The organism is Pseudomonas laurylsulfatiphila (assembly GCF_002934665.1).
In the GTDB taxonomy this organism is placed as follows: Bacteria; Pseudomonadota; Gammaproteobacteria; order Pseudomonadales; family Pseudomonadaceae; genus Aquipseudomonas; species Aquipseudomonas laurylsulfatiphila.
Genome location: NZ_NIRS01000001.1, coordinates 872,521 through 895,690 on the forward strand (window position 1 = coordinate 872,521; position 23,170 = coordinate 895,690).

General features: G+C 59.9%; 20 protein-coding genes and 1 pseudogene. 19 read left to right on the plus strand and 2 right to left on the minus strand.

Going from position 1 to position 23,170, the window contains the following annotated elements:
• Positions 1–24: 24 nt before the first annotated feature.
• Entirely contained in the window at positions 25–387 is a 363-nt protein-coding gene (clpS, locus tag CD175_RS04110; RefSeq protein ID WP_015094394.1) for an ATP-dependent Clp protease adapter ClpS, read from the minus strand.
• A 223-nt stretch (positions 388–610) separates the two neighbouring features.
• Here clpS and cspD point away from each other — a divergent pair, with 223 nt between their 5' ends.
• On the plus strand, positions 611–865 hold the full coding sequence (gene cspD, locus CD175_RS04115) for a cold shock domain-containing protein CspD (protein ID WP_104447777.1): 255 nt from the start codon (positions 611–613) through the stop codon (positions 863–865).
• A gap of 79 nt (positions 866–944) precedes the next feature.
• Here cspD and icd read toward each other — a convergent pair whose 3' ends face one another.
• Positions 945–2,201 (minus strand): NADP-dependent isocitrate dehydrogenase, encoded by a 1,257-nt coding sequence (gene icd, locus CD175_RS04120; RefSeq protein ID WP_007972065.1) that lies wholly within the window; start codon positions 2,199–2,201, stop codon positions 945–947.
• Between icd and CD175_RS31290 the strand changes: the two genes are divergently transcribed.
• The 18 genes and pseudogenes from CD175_RS31290 to nuoI all read left to right on the plus strand — a co-directional run bounded on the left by CD175_RS31290 (position 2,200) and on the right by nuoI (position 23,169).
• A complete protein-coding gene (locus CD175_RS31290) occupies positions 2,200–2,367 on the plus strand; it encodes a hypothetical protein (RefSeq protein WP_162831814.1) in 168 nt (55 codons plus the stop codon). The two genes, icd and CD175_RS31290, sit on opposite strands and share 2 nt — an antisense overlap.
• A gap of 339 nt (positions 2,368–2,706) precedes the next feature.
• Positions 2,707–4,932, plus strand: a complete 2,226-nt coding sequence (locus CD175_RS04125) for an NADP-dependent isocitrate dehydrogenase (protein WP_104447778.1) — start codon at positions 2,707–2,709, stop codon at positions 4,930–4,932.
• A gap of 155 nt (positions 4,933–5,087) precedes the next feature.
• Positions 5,088–5,534, plus strand: a complete 447-nt coding sequence (locus tag CD175_RS04130; protein WP_104447779.1) for an NUDIX hydrolase — start codon at positions 5,088–5,090, stop codon at positions 5,532–5,534.
• 59 nt (positions 5,535–5,593) lie between these two features.
• The gene (mnmA, locus tag CD175_RS04135; RefSeq protein ID WP_104447780.1) at positions 5,594–6,727 is read left to right on the plus strand and encodes a tRNA 2-thiouridine(34) synthase MnmA; all 1,134 of its coding nucleotides are present in this window, start codon (positions 5,594–5,596) and stop codon (positions 6,725–6,727) included.
• A complete protein-coding gene (hflD, locus tag CD175_RS04140) occupies positions 6,724–7,347 on the plus strand; it encodes a high frequency lysogenization protein HflD (RefSeq protein ID WP_104447781.1) in 624 nt (207 codons plus the stop codon). The genes mnmA and hflD overlap by 4 nt, the downstream gene beginning before the upstream one ends.
• Before the next feature lie 124 nt (positions 7,348–7,471).
• The gene (purB, locus tag CD175_RS04145; protein ID WP_007972090.1) at positions 7,472–8,842 is read left to right on the plus strand and encodes an adenylosuccinate lyase; all 1,371 of its coding nucleotides are present in this window, start codon (positions 7,472–7,474) and stop codon (positions 8,840–8,842) included.
• Positions 8,843–8,928: 86 nt separating this feature from the next.
• Positions 8,929–10,098: a ribosomal protein uL16 3-hydroxylase gene (locus tag CD175_RS04150; RefSeq protein WP_104447782.1), complete on the plus strand. Its 1,170-nt coding sequence runs from the start codon at positions 8,929–8,931 to the stop codon at positions 10,096–10,098.
• On the plus strand, positions 10,091–10,513 hold the full coding sequence (locus tag CD175_RS04155) for a GNAT family N-acetyltransferase (RefSeq protein ID WP_104447783.1): 423 nt from the start codon (positions 10,091–10,093) through the stop codon (positions 10,511–10,513). The genes CD175_RS04150 and CD175_RS04155 overlap by 8 nt, the downstream gene beginning before the upstream one ends.
• 315 nt (positions 10,514–10,828) lie before the next feature.
• Positions 10,829–11,581: a secretin N-terminal domain-containing protein gene (locus CD175_RS04160; RefSeq protein ID WP_104447784.1), complete on the plus strand. Its 753-nt coding sequence runs from the start codon at positions 10,829–10,831 to the stop codon at positions 11,579–11,581.
• Between the two features lie 473 nt (positions 11,582–12,054).
• Positions 12,055–13,380, plus strand: coding sequence for an isocitrate lyase (aceA, locus tag CD175_RS04165; RefSeq protein WP_007970439.1), 1,326 nt, complete (start codon positions 12,055–12,057; stop codon positions 13,378–13,380).
• A 569-nt stretch (positions 13,381–13,949) separates the two neighbouring features.
• The gene (locus CD175_RS04170; RefSeq protein ID WP_003223812.1) at positions 13,950–14,363 is read left to right on the plus strand and encodes an NADH-quinone oxidoreductase subunit A; all 414 of its coding nucleotides are present in this window, start codon (positions 13,950–13,952) and stop codon (positions 14,361–14,363) included.
• Positions 14,364–14,373: 10 nt separating this feature from the next.
• A complete protein-coding gene (locus CD175_RS04175; protein WP_007970441.1) occupies positions 14,374–15,048 on the plus strand; it encodes a NuoB/complex I 20 kDa subunit family protein in 675 nt (224 codons plus the stop codon).
• Between the two features lie 72 nt (positions 15,049–15,120).
• Complete coding sequence (gene nuoC / locus CD175_RS04180; protein ID WP_008020717.1) at positions 15,121–16,905, plus strand: NADH-quinone oxidoreductase subunit C/D; 1,785 nt, start codon at positions 15,121–15,123, stop codon at positions 16,903–16,905.
• A 2-nt stretch (positions 16,906–16,907) separates the two neighbouring features.
• Positions 16,908–17,405, plus strand: coding sequence for an NADH-quinone oxidoreductase subunit NuoE (nuoE, locus tag CD175_RS04185; protein WP_008053447.1), 498 nt, complete (start codon positions 16,908–16,910; stop codon positions 17,403–17,405).
• Positions 17,402–18,756, plus strand: a pseudogene (gene nuoF / locus CD175_RS04190) (NADH-quinone oxidoreductase subunit NuoF). The gene nuoE and the pseudogene nuoF overlap by 4 nt, the downstream one beginning before the upstream one ends.
• Positions 18,757–18,892: 136 nt before the next feature.
• Positions 18,893–21,607, plus strand: coding sequence for an NADH-quinone oxidoreductase subunit NuoG (gene nuoG / locus CD175_RS04195; protein WP_104447786.1), 2,715 nt, complete (start codon positions 18,893–18,895; stop codon positions 21,605–21,607).
• Positions 21,604–22,611: an NADH-quinone oxidoreductase subunit NuoH gene (gene nuoH / locus CD175_RS04200; protein ID WP_007970448.1), complete on the plus strand. Its 1,008-nt coding sequence runs from the start codon at positions 21,604–21,606 to the stop codon at positions 22,609–22,611. The genes nuoG and nuoH overlap by 4 nt, the downstream gene beginning before the upstream one ends.
• Positions 22,612–22,623: 12 nt before the next feature.
• Positions 22,624–23,169, plus strand: a complete 546-nt coding sequence (nuoI, locus tag CD175_RS04205; protein ID WP_015094374.1) for an NADH-quinone oxidoreductase subunit NuoI — start codon at positions 22,624–22,626, stop codon at positions 23,167–23,169.
• The last annotated feature ends 1 nt before the right edge of the window (position 23,170 follow it).

Consider the following 23,170-nt stretch of genomic DNA (forward strand, 5'->3'; position numbering starts at 1 on the left):
ACCTCATACCCAAGTGGTCGGCGATTAACCGTCCTTCTCGATTTCACAGAGTAGCGGATGCTGGCTTTCCCTGGCGTACTGGTTGACCTGCATGGCCTTGGTCTCCGCGATGTCGCGGGTAAACACTCCACATACTGCCCGTCCTTCTGTATGGACGGCCAGCATGACCTTGGTCGCCAGCTCGCGATTCAGGTTAAAAAACACCTCGAGCACTTCGACGACGAAATCCATCGGTGTGTAGTCATCGTTGAACAAAACCACCTTGTACATCGGCGGCGCCTGTAGAGCAGGCTTTGCCTCCTGAACAGCAATGCCTGCGGAATCGTCGTCGTGTAAATCAGGGCGATCCTGATTGAATGTTAGTCGAATCTGGCTGATTGCATGCATGGAAAGAAAGGTTCGTCAGTTGTTCAAAAACAGTGGTGGGGGCGGCTATCAGCGATTTCAACTCCGACTGCCGGTCAGCTTGACTATCGGCAAAAGGGTGTTACAACCAATAGAGCCCACAGTGGGTAAAAAAGGTCCGCGGAGTCAAACTTATTTACAGGTTTGACTGCGGATGTACTGGATGATACTCCAGTGATGGAGTCTGTTGCAGAGGGAGTTGGGTATGGCAGTCGGCAAGGTGAAGTGGTTCAACAACGCCAAGGGTTACGGTTTCATCAACGAGGAAGGCAAGACAGAAGATCTGTTTGCCCACTACTCGACCATTAAAATGGAAGGTTATAAAACCCTGAAAGCCGGGCAAGCTGTCGTATTCGACATCATCCAGGGCCCCAAAGGCCTGCATGCGGTCAACATCGGTGCCCCTGCGGATACGGCGATCACTCCTTCGACTACTGTGCCGCAAACCGTTACAGCTTAAGCGCACACCGTCGCCCAGTCATAAAAAACCGCCTGACTCAACTTCTTGAATCAGGCGGTTTTTGTGTACCTGCGTTTTCTTACATGTGCGAGATCAGCGCATCACCGAAACCGGAGGACGACACCAGTTTCGCGCCCTCCATCAGACGCTCGAAATCATAGGTCACGGTCTTGGCGGAAATCGCGCCATTGGTGCCCTTGATGATCAGGTCGGCCGCTTCGGTCCAGCCCATGTGGCGCAGCATCATTTCAGCGGAGAGGATCAGCGAACCCGGGTTGACCTGGTCCTTGCCGGCGTACTTCGGCGCCGTACCGTGGGTGGCTTCGAACATGGCCACGGTGTCGGACAGGTTGGCACCCGGTGCGATACCGATACCGCCCACTTCCGCCGCCAGGGCGTCGGAGAGGTAGTCACCGTTCAGGTTCAGGGTCGCGATCACATCGTACTCGGCCGGGCGCAGCAGGATCTGCTGGAGCATGGCGTCGGCGATGGCATCCTTGACGATGACGTTCTTGCCGGTTTTCGGGTTCTTGAACTGCATCCACGGACCGCCGTCGAGCAGGGTCGCGCCGAATTCTTCAGCCGCCACTTCGTAGGCCCATTCCTTGAAGGCACCTTCGGTGAACTTCATGATGTTGCCTTTGTGCACGATGGTCAGCGAATCGCGATCGTTGTCGACCACATATTGCAGGGCCTTGCGCGCCAGACGCTTGGTGCCTTGCAGCGAAACCGGCTTGACACCGATACCGCAGTTCTCGTCGAAACGGATCTTGGTGACGCCCATTTCTTCCTTGAGGAACTTGATGACCTTGGTGGCTTCCGGCGTACCGGCCTTCCACTCAATGCCGGCGTAGATGTCTTCGGAGTTCTCGCGGAAGATGGTCATGTCGACATCGCCCGGCTTCTTGACCGGGCTAGGCACGCCTTCGAACCAGCGCACCGGGCGCAGGCAGACGTACAGGTCCAGTTGCTGGCGCAGGGCCACGTTCAGCGAACGGATGCCGCCACCGACCGGGGTGGTCAGCGGGCCCTTGATGGAAACCACGTAATCCTTGACCGCGTCCAGGGTTTCCTGAGGCAGCCAAGTGTCCTGATCGTAGACCTGAGTCGCTTTTTCCCCGGCGTACACCTCCATCCAGGAAATCTTGCGCTCGCCACCATAAGCCTTCTTAACAGCAGCATCGACAACCTTGATCATGACCGGGCTGATGTCGACACCAATGCCGTCGCCTTCGATGAAGGGGATGATCGGGTTATTAGGAACATTGAGAGAATGGTCTGCATTGACGGTGATTTTGTCGCCGACGGCTGGAACCTGAATCTTCTTGTAACCCATGCTGAACTCCATTGATTGGATTGAACATCTGGCTTGGTTCGAGCGTAACCCAGTTGAATCGGCGCGCAAACCCTATGTTCTATCCATATGCCGCAAAGCCGCACAACCAGCGGCCTACAAGCCTGAAAGCAAAGGGAAAAACGCCAAACTCAAGCACGACGAATGACCTTACGCCCTCCTCGCCCCTGCGACCTTTAGACCAATGGACGACATTCGTTGCGTATGAACCATCGGCAGATTGCCAGCTACCTATGTATAATGCCGCCGCTGACTAAAGGGTCACGTCAGGTTGAACGGCCCGCCGCTTGATAAAAAGCGACGAGCGTTTCCGCCGAAAGCCGATCTGTTACCGCAGCCCGGCTACTTGACACCCTACTGATGCACCCAACATCACAGCAACGAAACCTCGATATTCGGCTCATGGATGACTTTGAACGAACGCGCTTACCCGGCGCCCTCGAGTTTCTGCGCACGCTTTAGCAAAGAAGAGAGAGTTAATCCGAATATGCCCACCCGCTCGAAGATCATCTATACCTTCACCGACGAAGCTCCTGCCCTCGCCACCTATTCACTGTTGCCTATCGTAGAGGCGTTCACCGCCTCGGCTGATATCGCCGTTGAAACCCGCGATATCTCTCTTGCAGGGCGCATCCTGGCCAGCTTCCCCGAGCAACTGGGTGACAAAGCCGTAGCCGACCACCTCGCCGAACTGGGCGCCCTGGCCGTTACGCCTGAAGCCAACATCATCAAGCTGCCGAACATCAGTGCTTCGGTTCCACAACTGCAAGCGGCGATCAAAGAGCTGCAAGCCCAGGGCTACAACCTGCCGGACTACCCGGAAACCGTGACCTGCGACGCCGACAAAGAAGCCAAGGCGCGCTACGACAAGGTCAAGGGCAGCGCCGTGAACCCGGTTCTGCGTGAAGGCAACTCCGACCGTCGCGCTCCGCTGTCGGTCAAGAACTACGCGCGCAAGCACCCGCACAAAATGGGCGCCTGGGCCAAGGACTCCAAGTCCCACATCGCGCACATGAGCACCGGCGATTTCTACGGCAGCGAAAAAGCCGCCCTGATCGACGCCGCTGACGCCGTGAAAATCGAACTGATCGCTCAGGACGGCACCGCCACCGTCCTGAAAGAAAAGACCAGCGTACAAGCCGGTGAGATCCTCGATTGCGCGGTCATGAGCAAAAACGCCCTGCGCAGCTTCATCGCCGCCGAAATCGAAGACGCCAAGGCACAAGGCGTGCTGCTGTCGGTTCACTTGAAAGCGACCATGATGAAGGTCTCCGACCCGATCATGTTCGGCCAGATCGTTGCCGAGTTCTATAAAGACGCACTGGCCAAGCACGCTGACGTGCTGGCACAGATCGGCTTCAACCTGAACAACGGCATCGGCGACCTGTACGCTCGCATCAAGGCCCTGCCTGCTGAACAGCAAGCGGCCATCGAAGCTGACATCCAGGCGGTCTACGCCGCTCGCCCTTCCCTGGCGATGGTCAACTCCGACAAAGGCATCACCAACCTGCACGTGCCGAGCGACGTGATCGTCGACGCCTCGATGCCAGCGATGATCCGCGACTCCGGCAAGATGTGGGGCACCGACGGCCAGTTGCACGACACCAAGGCCGTGATCCCGGATCGTTGCTACGCCACCATCTACCAGGCCGTGATCGAAGATTGCAAAGCCAACGGCGCATTCGACCCGACCACCATGGGCAGCGTGCCGAACGTTGGCTTGATGGCGAAGAAAGCCGAAGAGTACGGCTCCCACGACAAGACCTTCCAGATCAAGGCTGACGGCGTTGTTCGCGTCACCGACAGCAAGGGCAACCTGCTGCTGGAACAGTCGGTCGAAGCCGGCGACATCTTCCGCATGTGCCAGACCAAAGATGCACCGATCCAGGACTGGGTCAAACTGGCGGTCAACCGTGCTCGCGCCAGCAGCACTCCGGCGATTTTCTGGCTGGACCCAATGCGCGCCCACGACGGCGTGGTGATCGAGAAAGTTCAGGCTTACCTGAAGGACCACGACACCGCCGGCCTGGACATCCAGATCATGTCGCCTGTCGACGCCATGAAGTTCACCCTGCAGCGCACCCGCGAAGGCAAGGACACCATCTCGGTGACCGGCAACGTACTGCGCGACTACCTGACCGACCTGTTCCCGATCATGGAACTGGGCACCAGCGCCAAGATGCTGTCGATTGTGCCGCTGATGAACGGCGGTGGCCTGTTCGAAACCGGCGCTGGCGGTTCGGCGCCGAAGCACGTTCAGCAACTGCTGGAAGAGAACTTCCTGCGCTGGGATTCGCTGGGTGAATTCCTGGCCCTGGCCGCGTCCCTGGAACACCTGGGCGCGACCTACGACAATCCAAAGGCGCTGGTACTGGCCAAGACCCTGGACCAGGCCACCGGCCAGTTCCTGGACAACAACAAGTCGCCATCGCGCAAAGTCGGCAACATCGACAACCGCGGCAGCCACTTCTACCTGGCGCTGTACTGGGCTCAAGCCCTGGCCGCCCAGACCGAAGACACTGCACTGCAAGCGCAGTTCGCGACCCTGGCCAAAACCCTGACCGAGAACGAGGCGACCATCGTTGCCGAACTCAACGCCGTTCAGGGCAAGCCAGTGGACATCGGCGGTTACTACTACGCCGACGCCGAGCTGATCAGCAAGGCCATGCGCCCAAGCGCAACCTTCAACGCAGCGGTTGCAGCGTTGGTTTAAGGTTGTAAGGAAGCACCACAAACCCCGGCCATGTGCCGGGGTTTGTGTTTCTGGCAAAGATCAAAAGATCGCAGCCTTCGGCAGCTCCTACACCGATCCTTGTAGGAGCTGCCGAAGGCTGCGATCTTGTCAATTCCGAATACCGAGGAAATCTCATGGACTGGAAACCCCACATCACCGTCGCCACCATCGTCGAAGACAACGGCCGCTTCCTGATGGTCGAAGAACTCAAGCACGGTCGCCTGGTACTGAACCAGCCCGCCGGCCACCTGGACCCGAACGAAACCCTGACCGAAGCCGCCGTGCGCGAAACCCTCGAGGAAACCGGCTGGGACGTCGAACCGACCGGCGTACTGGGCATTTACCTCTACACCGCCCCGAGCAACGGCGTAACCTACCAGCGGGTCTGCTTCATCGCAAAACCACTGAAACACCACCCGGATTATCAACTGGACGACGGCATCGTCGGTGCCAAGTGGTTGACCCGCGACGAATTAATGGAACAACGCGACAACTGGCGCAGCGAGTTGATCATCCGCTGTATCGACGACTATCTGGCAGGCATTCACTTCGACCTTGAATTGATCCGTCCTTCTCTTTAGCCATGCAGGCTCCAGCCTGTTAGAATCGCGTCCTTTTTCAAGACACTCATTGAATCCCTATGCGTGATCCAGCCCCTTCTGACACACAAAAGAAGCGCGTCATTGTCGGCATGTCCGGCGGCGTGGACTCTTCCGTTTCCGCCCTCCTGCTGATCGAGCAGGGTTATGAGGTGGAAGGCCTGTTCATGAAGAACTGGGAGGAAGACGATGGAACGGAATACTGCACCGCCATGGATGACCTGGCGGACGCCCAGGCCGTGTGCGACAAGATCGGCATCAAGCTGCACACCGCCAACTTCGCCGCCGAGTACTGGGACAACGTGTTCGAGCATTTCCTGGCCGAATACAAGGCCGGACGCACGCCGAACCCGGACATCCTGTGCAACCGCGAAATCAAGTTCAAGGCGTTCCTCGACTACGCCATGATGCTTGGCGCAGACCTGATCGCCACCGGTCACTACGTGCGTCGCCGCGACATCGATGGCCGCACCGAACTGCTCAAGGGCCTGGACCCGAACAAGGACCAGAGCTACTTCCTGCACGCCGTCGGCGGCGAACAGATCGCCAAGACCCTGTTCCCGGTCGGCGAACTGGAAAAACCGCAAGTGCGCGCGATTGCCGAGAAATACGAACTGGCGACCGCGAAGAAGAAGGACTCCACCGGGATCTGCTTTATCGGCGAGCGCCGTTTCAGCGATTTCCTCAAACAGTACCTGCCGGCACAACCGGGCGAGATCAAGACCACCGAAGGTGAAATCATCGGCCGTCATCATGGCCTGATGTATCACACCATCGGCCAGCGTCAGGGCCTGGGCATCGGCGGCCTGAAAGACGCCAGTGACGAGCCGTGGTACGTGCTGATCAAGGACCTGGAGCACAACGAACTGATCGTTGGCCAGGGCAATGACCACCCGTGGCTGTTCTCCCGCGCCCTGCTCACTTCCGATATCTACTGGGTCAACCCGATCGACCTGAGCCAGCCACGCAAGCTGACCGCCAAGGTTCGTTATCGTCAGAGCGACCAGCCCTGCACCCTGGAAAAAACCGCCACCGGTTATCGCGCGACGTTCGATGATCCGCAACGCGCGGTGACCCCAGGCCAGTCCGTGGTGTTCTATGACGGTGAAATCTGCCTCGGCGGTGGTGTGATTGAAGTAGCCGAGCCGTGGACGAGCAAGGGCCAGGCCCTATGAACCCGATTCAGGAGCAACTGACAGCACTGGGCGGCGTGTTTCTCGCCGCGGTGCTGGTGGACAGGATTGCCAAGAGCGGCCAGACCAACGAGGCCGGCCTGACCTGCATGCTCGGCAGCCTTCTGATCCGCGACCCCAAGGACACCCTGGAAGTCTATGGCGGCGATGACATCAACCTGCGTGAAGGCTATCGCGCCCTGATCGGCGCCCTCGAGCGCGACCCGAGCGCCCTGCAGCGCGAGCCGCTGCGCTATGCCCTGGCCATGCTCGGTCTTGAGCGCCAACTGGCAAAACGTGGCGACATGCTCGAGGTGATCGGCAAGCGCTTGCCGCAGATTCAGTCCCAGGTCGAACACTTCGGCCCGGCTCACGAAAATGTGATCGCCGCCTGCGGCGCGCTGTACCAGGACACGTTGAGCACCCTGCGCCAACGCATCCAGGTGCACGGCGACATGCGCAACCTGCAACAACCGAGCAACGCCTCGAAAATTCGTGCCCTGCTGCTGGCCGGCATCCGTTCTGCACGCCTGTGGCGGCAATTGGGCGGTCATCGCTGGCAGCTGGTGATCAGCCGTCGCAAATTGCTCAAAGAGCTTTACCCCTTGATGCGTAACGAATAACCCGCATCGACAGTACCGAACTCTGCAATACGCGTAATACGCCGGTCAGTTGGCGACGGACCGGCGGATTTTTTCATGTATGATACGCGCCCCATTTCGTTGCCCGACTGTCCGAGAACACCCCATGCAGCTCTCTTCGCTCACTGCGGTTTCCCCTGTTGACGGCCGCTACGCCGGCAAAACCCAGGCCCTGCGCCCAATTTTCAGCGAGTACGGCCTGATCCGTGCCCGCGTTCTGGTTGAAGTGCGCTGGCTCCAGCGCCTGGCCGCTCACCCTGCCATCAGCGAAGTGCCGGCGTTCTCCGCCGAAGCCAACGCTGTGCTCAACACCCTGGCGGAAAACTTCTCTCTGGAGCACGCCGAGCGCGTCAAAGAGATCGAGCGCACCACCAACCACGACGTCAAGGCCATCGAGTACCTGCTCAAAGAGCAAGCGGCCAAGCTGCCGGAACTGGCCAAGGTCAGCGAGTTCATCCACTTTGCCTGCACCAGCGAGGACATCAACAACCTGTCCCACGCCCTGATGCTGCGCGAAGGCCGTGATGACGTGATGCTGCCGCTGATGCGCCAGACCGCCAACGCCATCCGCGAACTGGCCATCCGTTTCGCCGACGTGCCGATGCTGTCGCGCACCCACGGTCAACCGGCCTCGCCGACCACCCTGGGCAAAGAACTGGCGAACGTGGTTTACCGCCTGGAGCGCCAGATCGCTCAAGTCGCTGCCGTTCCGCTGCTGGGCAAGATCAACGGCGCTGTCGGCAACTACAACGCCCACCTGTCGGCCTACCCTGAGATCGACTGGGAAGCCAATGCCCGCGCCTTCATCGAAGACGAACTGGGCCTGGGCTTCAACCCGTACACCACGCAGATCGAACCGCACGACTACATTGCCGAGCTGTTCGACGCGATCGCCCGCTTCAACACCATCCTGATCGACTTCGACCGCGACATCTGGGGCTACATCTCCCTGGGTTATTTCAAACAGCGCACCATCGCTGGCGAAATCGGTTCGTCGACCATGCCGCACAAGGTCAACCCGATCGACTTCGAAAACTCCGAAGGCAACCTGGGCATCGCCAACGCACTGTTCCAGCACCTGGCGAGCAAGCTGCCGATCTCCCGCTGGCAGCGCGACCTGACCGACTCCACCGTACTGCGCAACCTCGGCGTCGGCTTCGCCCACAGCGTGATCGCGTACGAAGCCAGCCTCAAGGGCATCAGCAAACTTGAGCTCAACGAGCAGAAGATTGCCGCCGACCTGGACGCTTGCTGGGAAGTATTGGCCGAGCCGATCCAGACCGTGATGCGCCGCTACAACATCGAAAACCCGTACGAAAAACTGAAAGAACTGACCCGCGGCAAGGGCATCAGCCCTGAAGCGCTGCAGACTTTCATCGACGGCCTGGACATGCCAGCCGCCGCCAAGGCCGAGCTGAAACTGCTCACCCCGGCGAACTACATCGGCAATGCCGTGGAACAAGCCAAACGCATCTGATCGATCGCTAGACCCTTTGAAGACGCCCGGCCGCGCCGGGCGTTTTTATTCCCGTCTGAAAAGTGCATTTTTTCAATAGGTTACACATGAATCCTGATATTCCTCTTCAACTTCTGGGCGGCATCACGGCACGGGAATTCCTGCGCGATTACTGGCAGAAAAAGCCGCTGTTGATCCGCCAGGCGATTCCTGATTTCGAAAGCCCGATCGACGCCGACGAACTGGCCGGCCTGGCGCTGGAAGAAGAAGTCGAATCGCGCCTGATCATTGAGAATGGCGAGCGCCCATGGGAATTGCGTCGCGGCCCGTTCGCCGAAGATGAATTCAGCAAGCTGCCTGAGCGTGACTGGACCCTGCTGGTTCAGGCCGTGGATCAGTTCGTCCCGGAAGTCAGCGAACTGCTGGAAAATTTCCGCTTCCTGCCGAGCTGGCGCATCGACGACGTGATGATCAGCTACGCCGCGCCGGGCGGCAGCGTGGGTCCACACTTCGACAACTACGACGTGTTCCTTCTGCAAGGCCACGGCAAGCGCAACTGGAAGATCGGCCAGATGTGCAACGCCGAGAGCCCGATGCTGGCCCACGCCGACCTGCGCATCCTCTCCGAATTCGAAGCCACCGATGAATGGGTGCTGGAACCGGGCGACATGCTCTACCTGCCGCCGCGCCTGGCCCACTGTGGCGTCGCCGTGGATGACTGCATGACCTACTCGGTGGGCTTCCGCGCGCCGAGCGCTGCTGAAGTGCTGACCCACTTCACTGACTTCCTCAGCCAGTTCCTGTCGGACGAAGAACGCTACACCGACGCCGACGCCTTGCCGACTGCCGATCCTCACCAGATCCAGCGCGATGCACTCGACCGCCTCAAAGGCCTGCTGGCTGAGCACATGAGCGACGAGCGCCTGCTGCTGACCTGGTTCGGCCAGTTCATGACCGAGCCACGCTACCCGGAACTGGTGGTGGGTCCGGAAGACGTCGAAGAAGAGGACTTCATGTCCGCCCTGGAACAAGGCGCGATCCTGATTCGCAACCCGAGCGCGCGCCTGGCGTGGTCCGAAGTCGATGACGACCTGCTGCTGTTCGCCAGCGGCCAGAGCCGTTACCTGCCGGGCAAACTGCGCGAACTGCTGAAGATGATCTGCGCCGCCGACGCGCTGCACGCCGACAACCTCGGCGAATGGTTGAGCGATGAAGACGGCCGCGGCCTGCTGTGCGAACTGGTCAAGCAAGGAAGCCTGGGGTTTGCCGATGAATAAGATTCACGTACGTGTCGCAGACTGGCAAAAGGACAACGCCGAGATCCGGCGCATTCGTGAAGCGGTGTTCGTCGCCGAGCAATCCGTTCCGCCAGAACTGGAATGGGACGCCGATGACATTGATGCAGTGCATTTCCTCGCTTACGAAGGCGACTTTCCGATTGGCACCGCGCGCTTACTGCCTGACGGTCACGTCGGCCGGGTCTCGGTACTCAAGGACTGGCGCGGCCTGAAAGTCGGCGATGCGCTGATGCAAGCGGTCATCGGTGAAGCCGAAGAGCGCGGACTCAAGCAGCAGATGCTCAGCGCCCAGGTACAAGCCACGGCGTTCTATGAGCGCCTGGGCTTTCACTTGGTCAGTGAGGAGTTCCTGGAAGCCGGGATTCCGCATGTGGACATGGTTCGGCACAGTTAAGATCAAAAGATCGCAGTCTTCGGCAGCTCCTACAGGGTTTTACATTCTCCTGTAGGAGCTGCCGCAGGCTGCGATCTTTATATGCAGCACACCACAAAACGCCCCGCTATCTTCGGATACCGGGGCGTTTTGCTGTCTAGGATTCAACTAGTGCCACACCGGGCCGACAAACTGGCACTATCAACACTTGTAGGAGCGAGCTTGCTCCCGATGGACTTGAGAGCGCCGCGGGGTGTCAGGCTTCCAGCATTTTCGTTCACGACCATCGCGAGCAAGCTCGCTCCTACACAAATCACGAAGCCGGAGATAACGGATATGTCCCTACGCACCCTGCTCACCACCCTGCTGCTGGGCTGCAGTTTTTCGGTGATGGCAGCCACAGAAATCGTCCCCCTCAAGTACCACACCAGTGCCGATCTTCTACCGGTGGCGCAGGATTTCGTCGGCAAGGACGGACAGGTCAGCGCCTACGGCAATCAACTCATCGTCAACGCCGATCAGCGCAAGATCGACGAACTTAAAGCCCTTCTTTCCCAACTCGACACGGCACCCAAGCGCCTGCTGATCACTGTCGACACCAGCGACAACAACTTCCAGGGTGACCAGGGTTCTTCAGCCAACAGCGCCAAGACCCGCATCATCAACTACAGCACCGACAGCCGCGACGGCGGCATTCAGCAAGTGCAGGCCAGCGAAGGCGCACCGGCGCTGATCCAGGTCGGCCAGAGCGTGCCGCTGACCAGTTCGCAGACCGATTCCTATGGCGACCTGCGCAGCCAGACCGAATACCGCAACGTCACCCAGGGCTTTTACGTCACCGCAAACGTCACCGGCGACATCGTTCACCTCTCGATCAGTACCAACCGTGACCGCCTGAGCCAGGAACGTCAGGATGTAGTGAACGTGCAAAGTACCGACACAACCGTCACCGGCCACCTCGGTGAGTGGATCCTGTTGGCCGGGGTCAATGGCCAGACCCAGGCCGACAAACAGGGCCAGACCCGCAGCTACTCAACCCAGGGCCGCAACGACATGACTTTGCGGGTGAAAGTCGACACCTTGGACTAAACCACCGAAAACTGACTGGCGAGTCGTATTAGACCAAAGATGTAGTGCTTTAAAAAAAGCACTACAAAACGTTTGACGAGCCTAAAAAGCGAAGGCATGATGGCCTCGCTCCCGCTAATCAGGGGCCCTGGCAAGGGCCTTCGAGGCGATGTTCGCACCTACCCCGCGAACCGCTTCGTGTCTGTACCGCCCACAAGGTGTGTTTGACGAGGTTGTCGACTGGAACGAAGTTGTCCCGAGGGACGGAAGCGTAATAGGTAACCCGGCAGCACACTGATGTTCGTACCAAGGCCCACGACGCCCGAATGCGCCCGCAGTTCGCCTTTACCTGCTCACTTCCCCTCGAGCCCATCGTTCATCCCGTCGCCCTCCCCGCCGAATCCGACTTGACCGCTTAAGCTTCTGGTCAGCGAGCGCAGGAATTTTCCACCGCAGAACAACTTTTCATAAAGACGCGACGAGGTTTATCTCCCATGGCACTGACACGCGAACAGCAAATTGCAGCCCTCGAAAAAGACTGGGCTGAAAACCCGCGCTGGAAAGGCGTGACACGCACTTACTCCGCTGCTGACGTCGTCCGCCTGCGTGGCTCGGTTCAACCTGAGCACACCTTTGCAAAAATGGGCGCCGAGAAGCTGTGGAACCTGGTCACCCAGGGTGCCAAGCCAGCCTTCCGTCCTGAGAAAGATTTCGTCAACTGCATGGGCGCCCTGACCGGCGGCCAGGCTGTACAACAAGTCAAAGCCGGTATCCAGGCGATCTACCTGTCGGGCTGGCAGGTTGCTGCGGACAACAACTCCGCCGAATCGATGTACCCGGATCAGTCGCTGTACCCGGTAGACTCGGTTCCAACCGTGGTCAAGCGCATCAACAACTCGTTCCGTCGTGCCGACCAGATCCAGTGGAAAGCCGGCAAGAACCCTGGCGACGCTGGCTACATCGACTACTTCGCGCCAATCGTGGCTGACGCTGAAGCCGGTTTCGGCGGCGTACTGAACGCCTACGAGCTGATGAAGAGCATGATCGAAGCAGGCGCCGCCGGCGTTCACTTCGAAGACCAGCTGGCTTCCGTGAAAAAATGCGGCCACATGGGCGGCAAGGTACTGGTTCCTACCCAGGAAGCCGTACAGAAGCTGACCGCTGCCCGTCTGGCAGCTGACGTCGCCGGTACTCCGACCATCATCCTGGCCCGTACCGACGCCAACGCCGCTGACCTGCTGACGTCCGACTGCGACCCGTACGACCAGCCATTCGTGACTGGCGAACGTACCCAGGAAGGCTTCTACAAAGTGCGCGCCGGTCTGGACCAGGCCATCGCTCGCGGCCTGGCCTACGCGCCGTACGCCGACCTGATCTGGTGCGAAACCGCCAAGCCGGACCTGGACGAGGCTCGTCGCTTCGCTGAAGCGATCAAGAAGGAATACCCGGACCAACTGCTGTCGTACAACTGCTCGCCTTCCTTCAACTGGAAGAAAAACCTGGACGACGCGACCATCGCCAAGTTCCAGCGCGAACTGTCCGCCATGGGCTACAAGCACCAGTTCATCACCCTGGCCGGCATTCACAACATGTGGCACAGCATGTTCAACCTGGCGCACGACTACGCCCGCAACGACATGACTGCCTACGTGAAGCTGCAGGAGCAGGAATTCGCTGACGCCGCCAAGGGCTACACCTTCGTGGCTCACCAGCAGGAAGTGGGCACCGGCTACTTCGACGATATGACCACCGTGATCCAGGGTGGCTCGTCTTCGGTAACCGCGCTGACCGGTTCGACTGAAGAAGAACAGTTCCACTGATCTGCTTCGCCTGAGACATCAGCCGCTGCGGGCCGAATAGAAAGCTAACCGCAGCGCTGCACATCTGACGCCCCGACCGCCTGGTTCGGGGCGTTTTTTTTGCCTGCGATTTCACCAACACCACACTCTCCCTGTAGGAGCGAGCCTGCTCGCGAAAAACTCAAGGACGCCGCTGGGGAATCTGGTTCCCCGCGTTATCGTTCACGACCATCGCGAGCGAGCTCGCTCCTACAAGTAATGCCCATATAAGACAACTTCCCGAGTATCTGAAGGACAAGCAGTATAAAAACCAAGCCAAACAATATTGATTATCATTTAGCCGCAACGATGTTCGTTACATTCCTTACAAAACATAATTGACGAAATGCCGGCTAATGCCCACGGGCCAAGGGCCACAGGGCTTTTGGGGTTCCCTATGTCCTTATTCCTATAAATAATTTCGCTATAGGAATTTTACTTGCCGGGTGTTTAGCCATAAAATCAGCGGGATTGATTGCTGCGACATATCGTCACTGCTTTTGTTTCTTTTCAAGCTCAGAGACCTTTGCTCTCTGTTAAGGATTACCAGCATGCCCGAAGCGACAGGACTCATGGCCCACAACTGGGGCTTTGCCATTTTCCTTCTAGGCGTCGTCGGCCTCTGCGCCTTCATGCTGGGCGTCTCCAGCCTCCTCGGGTCAAAAGCCTGGGGCCGCAGCAAAAACGAACCGTTCGAGTCCGGCATGCTACCTACAGGTGGCGCCCGCTTGCGGCTCTCAGCCAAATTCTATCTGGTCGCGATGCTCTTCGTGATCTTCGATATCGAAGCCCTCTTTCTCTTTGCATGGTCTGTGTCCGTCCGCGAAAGCGGCTGGACCGGATTCGTCGAAGCTCTCGTTTTCATAGCAATTCTGTTGGCAGGCCTTGTCTACCTATTCCGAGTGGGCGCCCTTGACTGGGCTCCGGAAGCTCGGCGCAAGCGGCAAGCGAAGCTGAAACAATGAGGCTTTGGCAATGCAATACAATCTCACCAGGATCGACCCCGATGCTCCTAACGAGCAGTATCCGATTGGCCAGCGGGAAACCGTTTCCGATCCGTTAGAAGATCAAGTCCACAAAAACATTTTCATGGGCAAGCTCGAAGACGTGCTCAACGGCACGATCAACTGGGGGCGCAAGAACTCCCTGTGGCCGTATAACTTCGGTCTTTCGTGCTGCTACGTGGAAATGACCACCGCCTTCACGGCGCCCCACGACATCGCGCGCTTTGGCGCCGAGGTTATCCGGGCATCGCCGCGCCAGGCGGATTTCATGGTTATCGCCGGTACCTGCTTCATCAAGATGGCGCCGATCATTCAGCGTCTCTACGAGCAAATGCTCGAGCCTAAATGGGTCATTTCCATGGGCTCGTGCGCCAACTCCGGTGGCATGTACGACATCTACTCCGTCGTTCAAGGGGTGGACAAGTTCCTGCCCGTGGACGTCTACGTGCCTGGCTGCCCGCCCCGCCCTGAAGCTTTCCTGCAAGGCCTGATGCTGTTGCAGGAGTCGATTGGCCAGGAGCGTCGCCCACTTTCCTGGGTCGTTGGCGATCAAGGCGTGTATCGCGCCGAGATGCCTTCCGAGAAGGAAAAGCGCCGCGAACAGCGTATTCAGGTAACCAACCTGCGCAGCCCCGACGAAGTCTGATCCAGATCTGCTGTTTCAAAGAAACGAGAAGCTGGCTTCATTCTTTACGTTGACCGAAAGCGATAAATAACCATGACTACAGGCAGTGCTCTGTACATCCCGCCTTACAAGGCAGACGACCAGGATGTGGTCGTCGAACTGAACAACCGTTTTGGCCCGGAGGCGTTCACCGCCCAGCCTACCCGCACCGGCATGCCGGTGCTTTGGGTTGCCCGCGCCAAACTCGTCGAAGTCCTGACTTTCCTGCGTAACCTGCCCAAGCCGTACGTCATGCTCTATGACCTGCACGGCGTGGACGAGCGTCTGCGCACCAAGCGTCAAGGGCTGCCGAACGGCGTCGACTTCTCCGTGTTCTACCACTTGATGTCGATCGAACGTAATAGTGACGTAATGATCAAGGTCGCCTTGTCCGAGAGCGACCTCAGCTTGCCGACTGTCACCAGCATCTGGCCGAACGCCAACTGGTACGAGCGTGAAGTCTGGGACATGTACGGCATCGACTTCAAAGGCCACCCACACCTGTCGCGCATCATGATGCCGCCAACCTGGGAAGGTCACCCGCTGCGCAAGGACTTCCCGGCGCGCGCCACCGAGTTCGACCCGTTCACCCTGAACCTGGCCAAGCAGCAGCTCGAAGAAGAGTCTGCGCGCTTCAAGCCGGAAGACTGGGGCATGAAGCGCTCCGGCCCGAACGAGGACTACATGTTCCTCAACCTCGGCCCGAACCACCCTTCGGCGCACGGTGCATTCCGCATCATCCTGCAGCTGGACGGTGAAGAGATCGTCGATTGCGTACCGGACATCGGCTACCACCACCGTGGTGCAGAGAAGATGGCCGAGCGTCAGTCGTGGCACAGCTTCATCCCGTACACCGACCGTATCGATTACCTCGGCGGCGTGATGAACAACCTGCCGTACGTGCTCTCTGTCGAGAAGCTGGCCGGCATCAAGGTGCCCGAGAAGGTCGACGTCATCCGCATCATGATGGCCGAGTTCTTCCGGATCACCAGCCACCTGCTGTTCCTGGGTACCTACATCCAGGACGTCGGCGCCATGACCCCGGTGTTCTTCACTTTCACCGACCGCCAGCGCGCCTACACGGTGATCGAGGCCATTACCGGTTTCCGCCTGCACCCGGCCTGGTACCGCATCGGTGGCGTCGCCCACGACCTGCCGCGCGGCTGGGAAAAGCTGGTCAAGGACTTCGTCGAGTGGATGCCCAAGCGTCTGGACGAATACCAGAAAGCCGCCCTGGACAACAGCATCCTGCGTGGCCGGACCATCGGCGTTGCCGACTACAACACCAAAGAGGCCCTGGAATGGGGCGTCACCGGTGCCGGCCTGCGTTCGACCGGTTGCGATTTCGACCTGCGTAAAGCGCGCCCGTACTCGGGCTACGAGAACTTCGAATTCGAAGTGCCGCTGGCCGCCAACGGCGATGCCTACGACCGCTGCATCGTGCGTGTCGAGGAGATGCGCCAGAGCATCAGGATCATCGACCAGTGCCTGCGCAACATGCCGGAAGGCCCGTACAAGGCGGATCACCCGCTGACCACGCCGCCGCCGAAAGAGCGCACCCTGCAGCACATCGAAACCTTGATCACGCACTTCCTGCAAGTTTCGTGGGGCCCGGTCATGCCGGCCAACGAATCCTTCCAGATGATCGAAGCGACCAAGGGCATCAACAGTTATTACCTGACGAGCGATGGCGGCACCATGAGCTACCGCACCCGGATTCGTACCCCAAGCTTCCCGCACCTGCAGCAGATCCCTTCGGTGATCAAAGGCAGCATGGTCGCGGACTTGATCGCGTACCTGGGTAGTATCGATTTCGTTATGGCCGACGTGGACCGCTAAGCATGAACAGCACGCTTATCCAGACAGACCGTTTCACCTTGAGTGAAACCGAGCGCTCGGCCATCGAGCACGAGCTGCATCACTACGAAGACCCGCGCGCGGCGTCGATCGAAGCCCTGAAGATCGTCCAGAAGGAACGTGGCTGGGTGCCGGACGGCGCCCTGTACGCCATCGGCGAGATCCTCGGGATCCCGGCCAGCGACGTTGAAGGCGTGGCGACGTTCTACAGCCAGATCTTCCGTCAGCCGGTCGGCCGTCACATCATTCGCGTCTGCGACAGCATGGTCTGCTACATCGGCGGCCACGAGTCCGTGGTCAGCGAAATCCAGAGCAAGCTCGGTATCGGCCTGGGTCAGACCACCACCGACGGTCGTTTCACCCTGCTGCCGGTCTGCTGCCTCGGCAACTGCGACAAGGCGCCGGCGCTGATGATCGACGACGACACTTTCGGTGATGTGCAGCCTGCCGGCGTTGCCAAATTGCTCGAGGGCTACGTATGACCCTGACTTCCTTCGGTCCAGCCAACCGCATCAAGCGTTCGGCCGAGACTCACCCGCTCACCTGGCGTCTACGCGACGACGGCGAAGCCGTCTGGCTCGACGAATACCAGGCCAAGAACGGTTACGCCGCTGCGCGCAAGGCCTTCGCCGACATGGCCCAGGACGACATCGTCCAGACCGTGAAAGATTCCGGCCTCAAGGGTCGCGGCGGTGCAGGCTTCCCCACTGGCGTGAAGTGGGGCCTGATGCCCAAGGACGAATCCATCAACATCCGCTACCTGCTGTGCAACGCGGATGAAATGGAGCCGAACACCTGGAAAGACCGCATGCTGATGGAGCAACTGCCCCATCTGCTGATCGAAGGCATGCTGATCAGCGCCCGCGCGCTGAAAACCTACCGTGGCTACATCTTCCTGCGTGGCGAGTACACCACCGCCGCCAAGCACCTGAACCGTGCCGTGGAAGAAGCCAAGGCAGCGGGCCTTTTGGGCAAGAACATCCTGGGCAGCGGTTTCGATTTCGAGCTGTTCGTCCACACCGGTGCCGGGCGTTACATCTGCGGTGAAGAAACCGCACTGATCAACTCCCTCGAAGGCCGCCGCGCCAACCCGCGCTCCAAGCCGCCCTTCCCTGCCGCCGTTGGCGTGTGGGGCAAGCCGACTTGCGTGAACAACGTCGAGACCCTGTGCAACGTGCCGGCGATCATTGCCGACGGCGTGGACTGGTACAAATCGTTGGCCCGTGAAGGTAGCGAAGACATGGGCACCAAGCTCATGGGCTTCTCCGGCAAGGTCAAGAACCCGGGCCTGTGGGAATTGCCGTTCGGCGTCACCGGTCGCGAGCTGTTCGAAGACTACGCCGGTGGCATGCGCGACGGTTACAAGCTCAAGGCCTGGCAGCCAGGCGGCGCCGGTACCGGCTTCCTGTTGCCGGAACACCTGGACGCACAAATGTATGCCGGCGGCATCGCCAAAGTGGGCACCCGTATGGGTACCGGCCTGGCCATGGCGGTGGACGACAGCGTCAACATGGTGTCCCTGCTGCGCAACATGGAGCAGTTCTTCGCCCGCGAATCCTGTGGCTTCTGCACCCCGTGCCGCGATGGCTTGCCATGGAGCGTCAAGCTCCTGATGGCCATCGAGAACGGTGAAGGCCAGCCAGGCGACATCGAGACCCTGCTGGGTCTGGTCGGCTTCCTCGGCCCGGGCAAGACCTTCTGTGCTCACGCACCGGGCGCCGTGGAGCCGTTGGGCAGCGCAATCAAATACTTCCGCCATGAGTTCGAAGCCGGTATCGCGCCTGTCAGCGCCGCCGTCCCCCTCTGGCAAGGCCGATCGTAGTCGGCGCGTAACCGCTTAAAAAGGCGAAGGGTCCGTGCCCTTCGCTTTTCGTGTGATGACGCCGTAAGCGGCTGTGTTGATTCACACGGATAACAAGATTCCATTAGCCACGCCCGCTGACACCGGGCCAACGAAGAACTTTGAACCATGGCCACTATCCACGTAGACGGCAAAGCGCTCGAAGTCGATGGGGCAGACAACCTGTTACAGGCATGTCTGTCTCTGGGCCTCGATATTCCGTATTTCTGCTGGCACCCTGCCCTGGGCAGCGTTGGCGCTTGCCGCCAGTGCGCGGTCAAGCAGTACACCGACGAGAACGACACCCGTGGTCGTATCGTCATGTCCTGCATGACCCCTGCCACCGACAACACCTGGATCTCCATCGACGATGAAGAATCCAAGGCTTTCCGTGCCAGTGTTGTTGAATGGCTGATGACCAACCACCCTCACGACTGCCCGGTCTGTGAAGAAGGCGGTCACTGCCACCTGCAAGACATGACGGTAATGACCGGCCACAACGAGCGCCGTTACCGCTTCACCAAGCGTACCCACCAGAACCAGCAACTGGGCCCGTTCATTTCCCACGAAATGAACCGCTGCATCGCTTGCTACCGCTGCGTGCGCTTCTACAAGGACTACGCCGGCGGCACCGATCTGGGTGTGTTCGGCGCCCACGACAACGTGTATTTCGGTCGCGTTGAAGACGGCACCCTGGAAAGCGAGTTCTCCGGCAACCTCACCGAGGTCTGCCCGACCGGTGTGTTCACCGACAAGACTCACTCCGAGCGCTACAACCGCAAGTGGGACATGCAATTCTCGCCGAGCATCTGCCATGGCTGCTCCAGCGGTTGCAACATTTCCCCGGGCGAGCGTTACGGTGAACTGCGCCGCATCGAAAACCGTTTCAACGGTTCGGTGAACCAGTACTTCCTGTGCGACCGTGGCCGCTTTGGCTATGGCTACGTCAACCGCGAGGACCGCCCACGTCAGCCGCTGCTGGCCAACGGCACCAAGCTGAGCCTCGACGAAGCCCTGGATAAAGCCGCCGACCTGCTGCGCGGTCGCAACATCGTCGGCATCGGTTCGCCTCGCGCCAGCCTCGAAAGCAACTACGCGTTGCGCGAACTGGTCGGTGCCGAGCACTTCTACTCGGGTATCGAAGCGTCCGAACTGGAACGCATCCGCCTGGTCCTGCAAGTGCTCAAGGACAGCCCGCTGCCAGTGCCGAACATGCGCGACATCGAAGACCACGACGCCGTGTTCGTGCTCGGTGAAGACCTGACCCAGACGGCCGCGCGCATGGCCCTGTCCCTGCGTCAATCGGTCAAGGGCAAGGCCGAAGACATGGCCGACGCCATGCGCGTCCAGCCTTGGCTCGACGCCGCCGTGAAGAACATCGGCCAGCACGCGCTGAACCCGCTGTTCATCGCCAGCCTGGCTGAAACCAAGCTCGACGACATCGCCGAAGAGTGCGTTCACGCCGCTCCCGACGACCTGGCCCGCATTGGTTTCGCCGTGGCTCACGCCCTCGACGCCAGCGCACCGGCCGTTGAAGGCCTGGACGCTGAAGCCCTCGAGCTGGCCAAGCGCATTGCCGACGCCCTGCTCGCGGCCAAGCGCCCACTGATCATCGCCGGTACTTCCCTGGGCTCCAAAGCCCTGATCGAAGCTGCCGCGAACATCGCCAAGGCCCTGAAGCTGCGCGAGAAGAACGGCTCCATCAGCCTGATCGTGCCGGAGGCCAACAGCCTCGGCCTGGCCATGCTCGGTGGCGAATCGGTCGACGCCGCGCTGCAAGCGGTGATCGATGGCAAGGCCGACGCCATCGTCGTGCTGGAAAACGATCTGTACACCCGTACCGACAAAGCCCGTGTCGATGCCGCCCTGAATGCCGCGAAAGTGGTGATCGTGGCCGACCATCAGAAGACTGCCACCAGCGATCGCGCGCACCTGGTTCTGCCAGCCGCCAGCTTCGCTGAAGGCGACGGTACCCTGGTCAGCCAGGAAGGCCGCGCCCAGCGCTTCTTCCAGGTCTTCGATCCGAAGTACATGGACGCGAGCATCCTGGTTCACGAAGGCTGGCGCTGGCTGCATGCCCTGCGCGCCACCCTGCTGAACCAGCCGATCGACTGGACCCAGCTGGACCACGCCACCGCCGCTGTCGCTTCCAGCACACCGGTCCTGAACCGCATTGTCGACGCCGCACCGTCCGCCGCGTTCCGCATCAAGGGCATGAAGCTGGCCCGTGAACCGCTGCGCTACTCCGGTCGTACCGCCATGCGTGCCGACATCAGCGTGCACGAACCGCGTACCCCGCAGGACAAGGACACCGCGTTCGCCTTCTCCATGGAGGGTTACTCGGGTTCGGCCGAACCGCGTCAGCAAGTGCCATTCGCCTGGTCTCCGGGCTGGAACTCGCCGCAAGCCTGGAACAAGTTCCAGGACGAAGTCGGTGGTCACATCCGCGCTGGCGACCCGGGCACCCGCCTGATCGAAAGCACCGGTGACTCGCTGAACTGGTTCGCCAGCGTTCCGCGCGCGTTCAACCCGGCTCCAGGCACCTGGCAGGTCGTGCCGTTCTTCCACCTGTTCGGCAGCGAAGAGAACTCTTCGAAAGCCGCTCCGGTTCAGGAACGCATTCCGGCGGCCTACGTTGCACTGGCCAAGTCCGAAGCCGACCGCCTGGGCGTCAACGACGGTGCCATGCTGAGCCTGAACGTGGCCGGCCAGACCCTGCGTCTGCCGCTGCGCATCGATGAAGAACTGGGCGCAGGCCTGGTGGCCTTGCCTGCGGGCATCGCCGGCATTCCGCCAGCAATCTTTGGCAAATCCGTTGACGGTCTGCAGGAGGCAGCTCAATGACCTGGTTCACTCCTGAAGTGATCGACGTGATCATCGCGGTCCTCAAGGCCGTGGTGATTCTGCTCGCCGTGGTGGTTTGCGGCGCCCTGCTCAGCTGGGTCGAGCGTCGTTTGCTCGCCCTCTGGCAGGACCGTTACGGTCCGAACCGCGTCGGTCCGTTCGGCGCGTTCCAGATCGCCGCCGACATGATCAAGATGTTCTTCAAGGAAGACTGGACGCCTCCATTCGCCGACAAGATGATCTTCACCCTGGCACCAGTCGTGGCCATGAGCGCCCTGCTGATTGCCTTCGCGATCATCCCGATCACCCCGACCTGGGGCGTGGCGGACATCAACATCGGCATCCTGTTCTTCTTCGCCATGGCCGGCCTCTCGGTCTACGCGGTGCTGTTCGCCGGCTGGTCGAGCAACAACAAGTTCGCCCTGCTGGGCAGCTTGCGTGCCTCGGCGCAAACCGTGTCGTACGAAGTGTTCATGGGCCTGTCGCTGATGGGCATCGTGATCCAGGTCGGCTCGTTCAACATGCGCGACATCGTTGAATATCAAGCGCAGAACCTGTGGTTCATCATTCCGCAGATCTTCGGGTTCCTGACCTTCTTCATCGCTGGCGTGGCCGTGACTCACCGTCACCCGTTCGACCAGCCGGAAGCGGAACAGGAACTGGCCGACGGTTACCACATTGAATACGCCGGCATGAAATGGGGCATGTTCTTCGTCGGCGAGTACATCGGCATCGTGTTGATTTCGGCGCTGCTGGTGACCTTGTTCTTCGGTGGCTGGCACGGTCCGTTTGGTCTCCTGCCGCAGATCCCGTTCATCTGGTTTGCACTGAAAACCGCGTTCTTCATCATGATGTTCATCCTGCTGCGCGCTTCGATCCCGCGTCCACGGTATGACCAGGTGATGGATTTCAGCTGGAAGTTCTGCCTGCCGCTGACCCTCGTCAACATGCTGGTGACCGCTGCGATCGTGTTGCTCAACACGCCCGCCGTCGCGGCTCAGTGAGGATAGAGAATCATGAAGTACATATTTGACATCGTGCATGGCTTCTACACCCAGCTTCGCAGCCTGGTGATGATTTTCGGCCACGCCTTCCGCAAGCGCGACACGCTGCAGTACCCGGAAGAACCGGTCTACCTGCCGCCGCGCTACCGTGGACGTATCGTCCTGACCCGCGACCCCGACGGCGAAGAGCGTTGCGTAGCCTGCAACCTGTGCGCCGTGGCCTGCCCGGTCGGTTGCATCTCGCTGCAGAAAGCTGAAACCGAAGACGGTCGCTGGTACCCGGACTTCTTCCGCATCAACTTCTCGCGCTGCATTTTCTGTGGCCTCTGCGAGGAAGCCTGCCCGACCACCGCGATCCAGCTGACACCGGATTTCGAGATGGCCGAGTTCAAACGTCAGGACCTGGTTTACGAGAAAGAAGATCTGCTGATCTCCGGCCCCGGCAAAAACCCTGATTACAACTTCTATCGTGTTGCAGGTATGGCGATTGCCGGGAAGCCGAAAGGCTCCGCGCAGAACGAAGCCCAGCCGATCAACGTGAAGAGCTTGCTGCCTTAAG

Excerpts from the sequence above, each read along its gene's own strand:
- clpS (WP_015094394.1), bottom strand. The coding sequence starts at position 387 with ATGCATGCAATCAGCCAGATTCGACTAACATTCAATCAGGATCGCCCT.
- cspD (WP_104447777.1), top strand. The coding sequence starts at position 611 with ATGGCAGTCGGCAAGGTGAAGTGGTTCAACAACGCCAAGGGTTACGGT.
- CD175_RS31290 (WP_162831814.1), top strand. The coding sequence starts at position 2,200 with ATGCTGAACTCCATTGATTGGATTGAACATCTGGCTTGGTTCGAGCGT.
- icd (WP_007972065.1), bottom strand. The coding sequence starts at position 2,201 with ATGGGTTACAAGAAGATTCAGGTTCCAGCCGTCGGCGACAAAATCACC.
- CD175_RS04125 (WP_104447778.1), top strand. The coding sequence starts at position 2,707 with ATGCCCACCCGCTCGAAGATCATCTATACCTTCACCGACGAAGCTCCT.
- CD175_RS04130 (WP_104447779.1), top strand. The coding sequence starts at position 5,088 with ATGGACTGGAAACCCCACATCACCGTCGCCACCATCGTCGAAGACAAC.
- mnmA (WP_104447780.1), top strand. The coding sequence starts at position 5,594 with ATGCGTGATCCAGCCCCTTCTGACACACAAAAGAAGCGCGTCATTGTC.
- hflD (WP_104447781.1), top strand. The coding sequence starts at position 6,724 with ATGAACCCGATTCAGGAGCAACTGACAGCACTGGGCGGCGTGTTTCTC.
- purB (WP_007972090.1), top strand. The coding sequence starts at position 7,472 with ATGCAGCTCTCTTCGCTCACTGCGGTTTCCCCTGTTGACGGCCGCTAC.
- CD175_RS04150 (WP_104447782.1), top strand. The coding sequence starts at position 8,929 with ATGAATCCTGATATTCCTCTTCAACTTCTGGGCGGCATCACGGCACGG.
- CD175_RS04155 (WP_104447783.1), top strand. The coding sequence starts at position 10,091 with ATGAATAAGATTCACGTACGTGTCGCAGACTGGCAAAAGGACAACGCC.
- CD175_RS04160 (WP_104447784.1), top strand. The coding sequence starts at position 10,829 with ATGTCCCTACGCACCCTGCTCACCACCCTGCTGCTGGGCTGCAGTTTT.
- aceA (WP_007970439.1), top strand. The coding sequence starts at position 12,055 with ATGGCACTGACACGCGAACAGCAAATTGCAGCCCTCGAAAAAGACTGG.
- CD175_RS04170 (WP_003223812.1), top strand. The coding sequence starts at position 13,950 with ATGCCCGAAGCGACAGGACTCATGGCCCACAACTGGGGCTTTGCCATT.
- CD175_RS04175 (WP_007970441.1), top strand. The coding sequence starts at position 14,374 with ATGCAATACAATCTCACCAGGATCGACCCCGATGCTCCTAACGAGCAG.
- nuoC (WP_008020717.1), top strand. The coding sequence starts at position 15,121 with ATGACTACAGGCAGTGCTCTGTACATCCCGCCTTACAAGGCAGACGAC.
- nuoE (WP_008053447.1), top strand. The coding sequence starts at position 16,908 with ATGAACAGCACGCTTATCCAGACAGACCGTTTCACCTTGAGTGAAACC.
- nuoG (WP_104447786.1), top strand. The coding sequence starts at position 18,893 with ATGGCCACTATCCACGTAGACGGCAAAGCGCTCGAAGTCGATGGGGCA.
- nuoH (WP_007970448.1), top strand. The coding sequence starts at position 21,604 with ATGACCTGGTTCACTCCTGAAGTGATCGACGTGATCATCGCGGTCCTC.
- nuoI (WP_015094374.1), top strand. The coding sequence starts at position 22,624 with ATGAAGTACATATTTGACATCGTGCATGGCTTCTACACCCAGCTTCGC.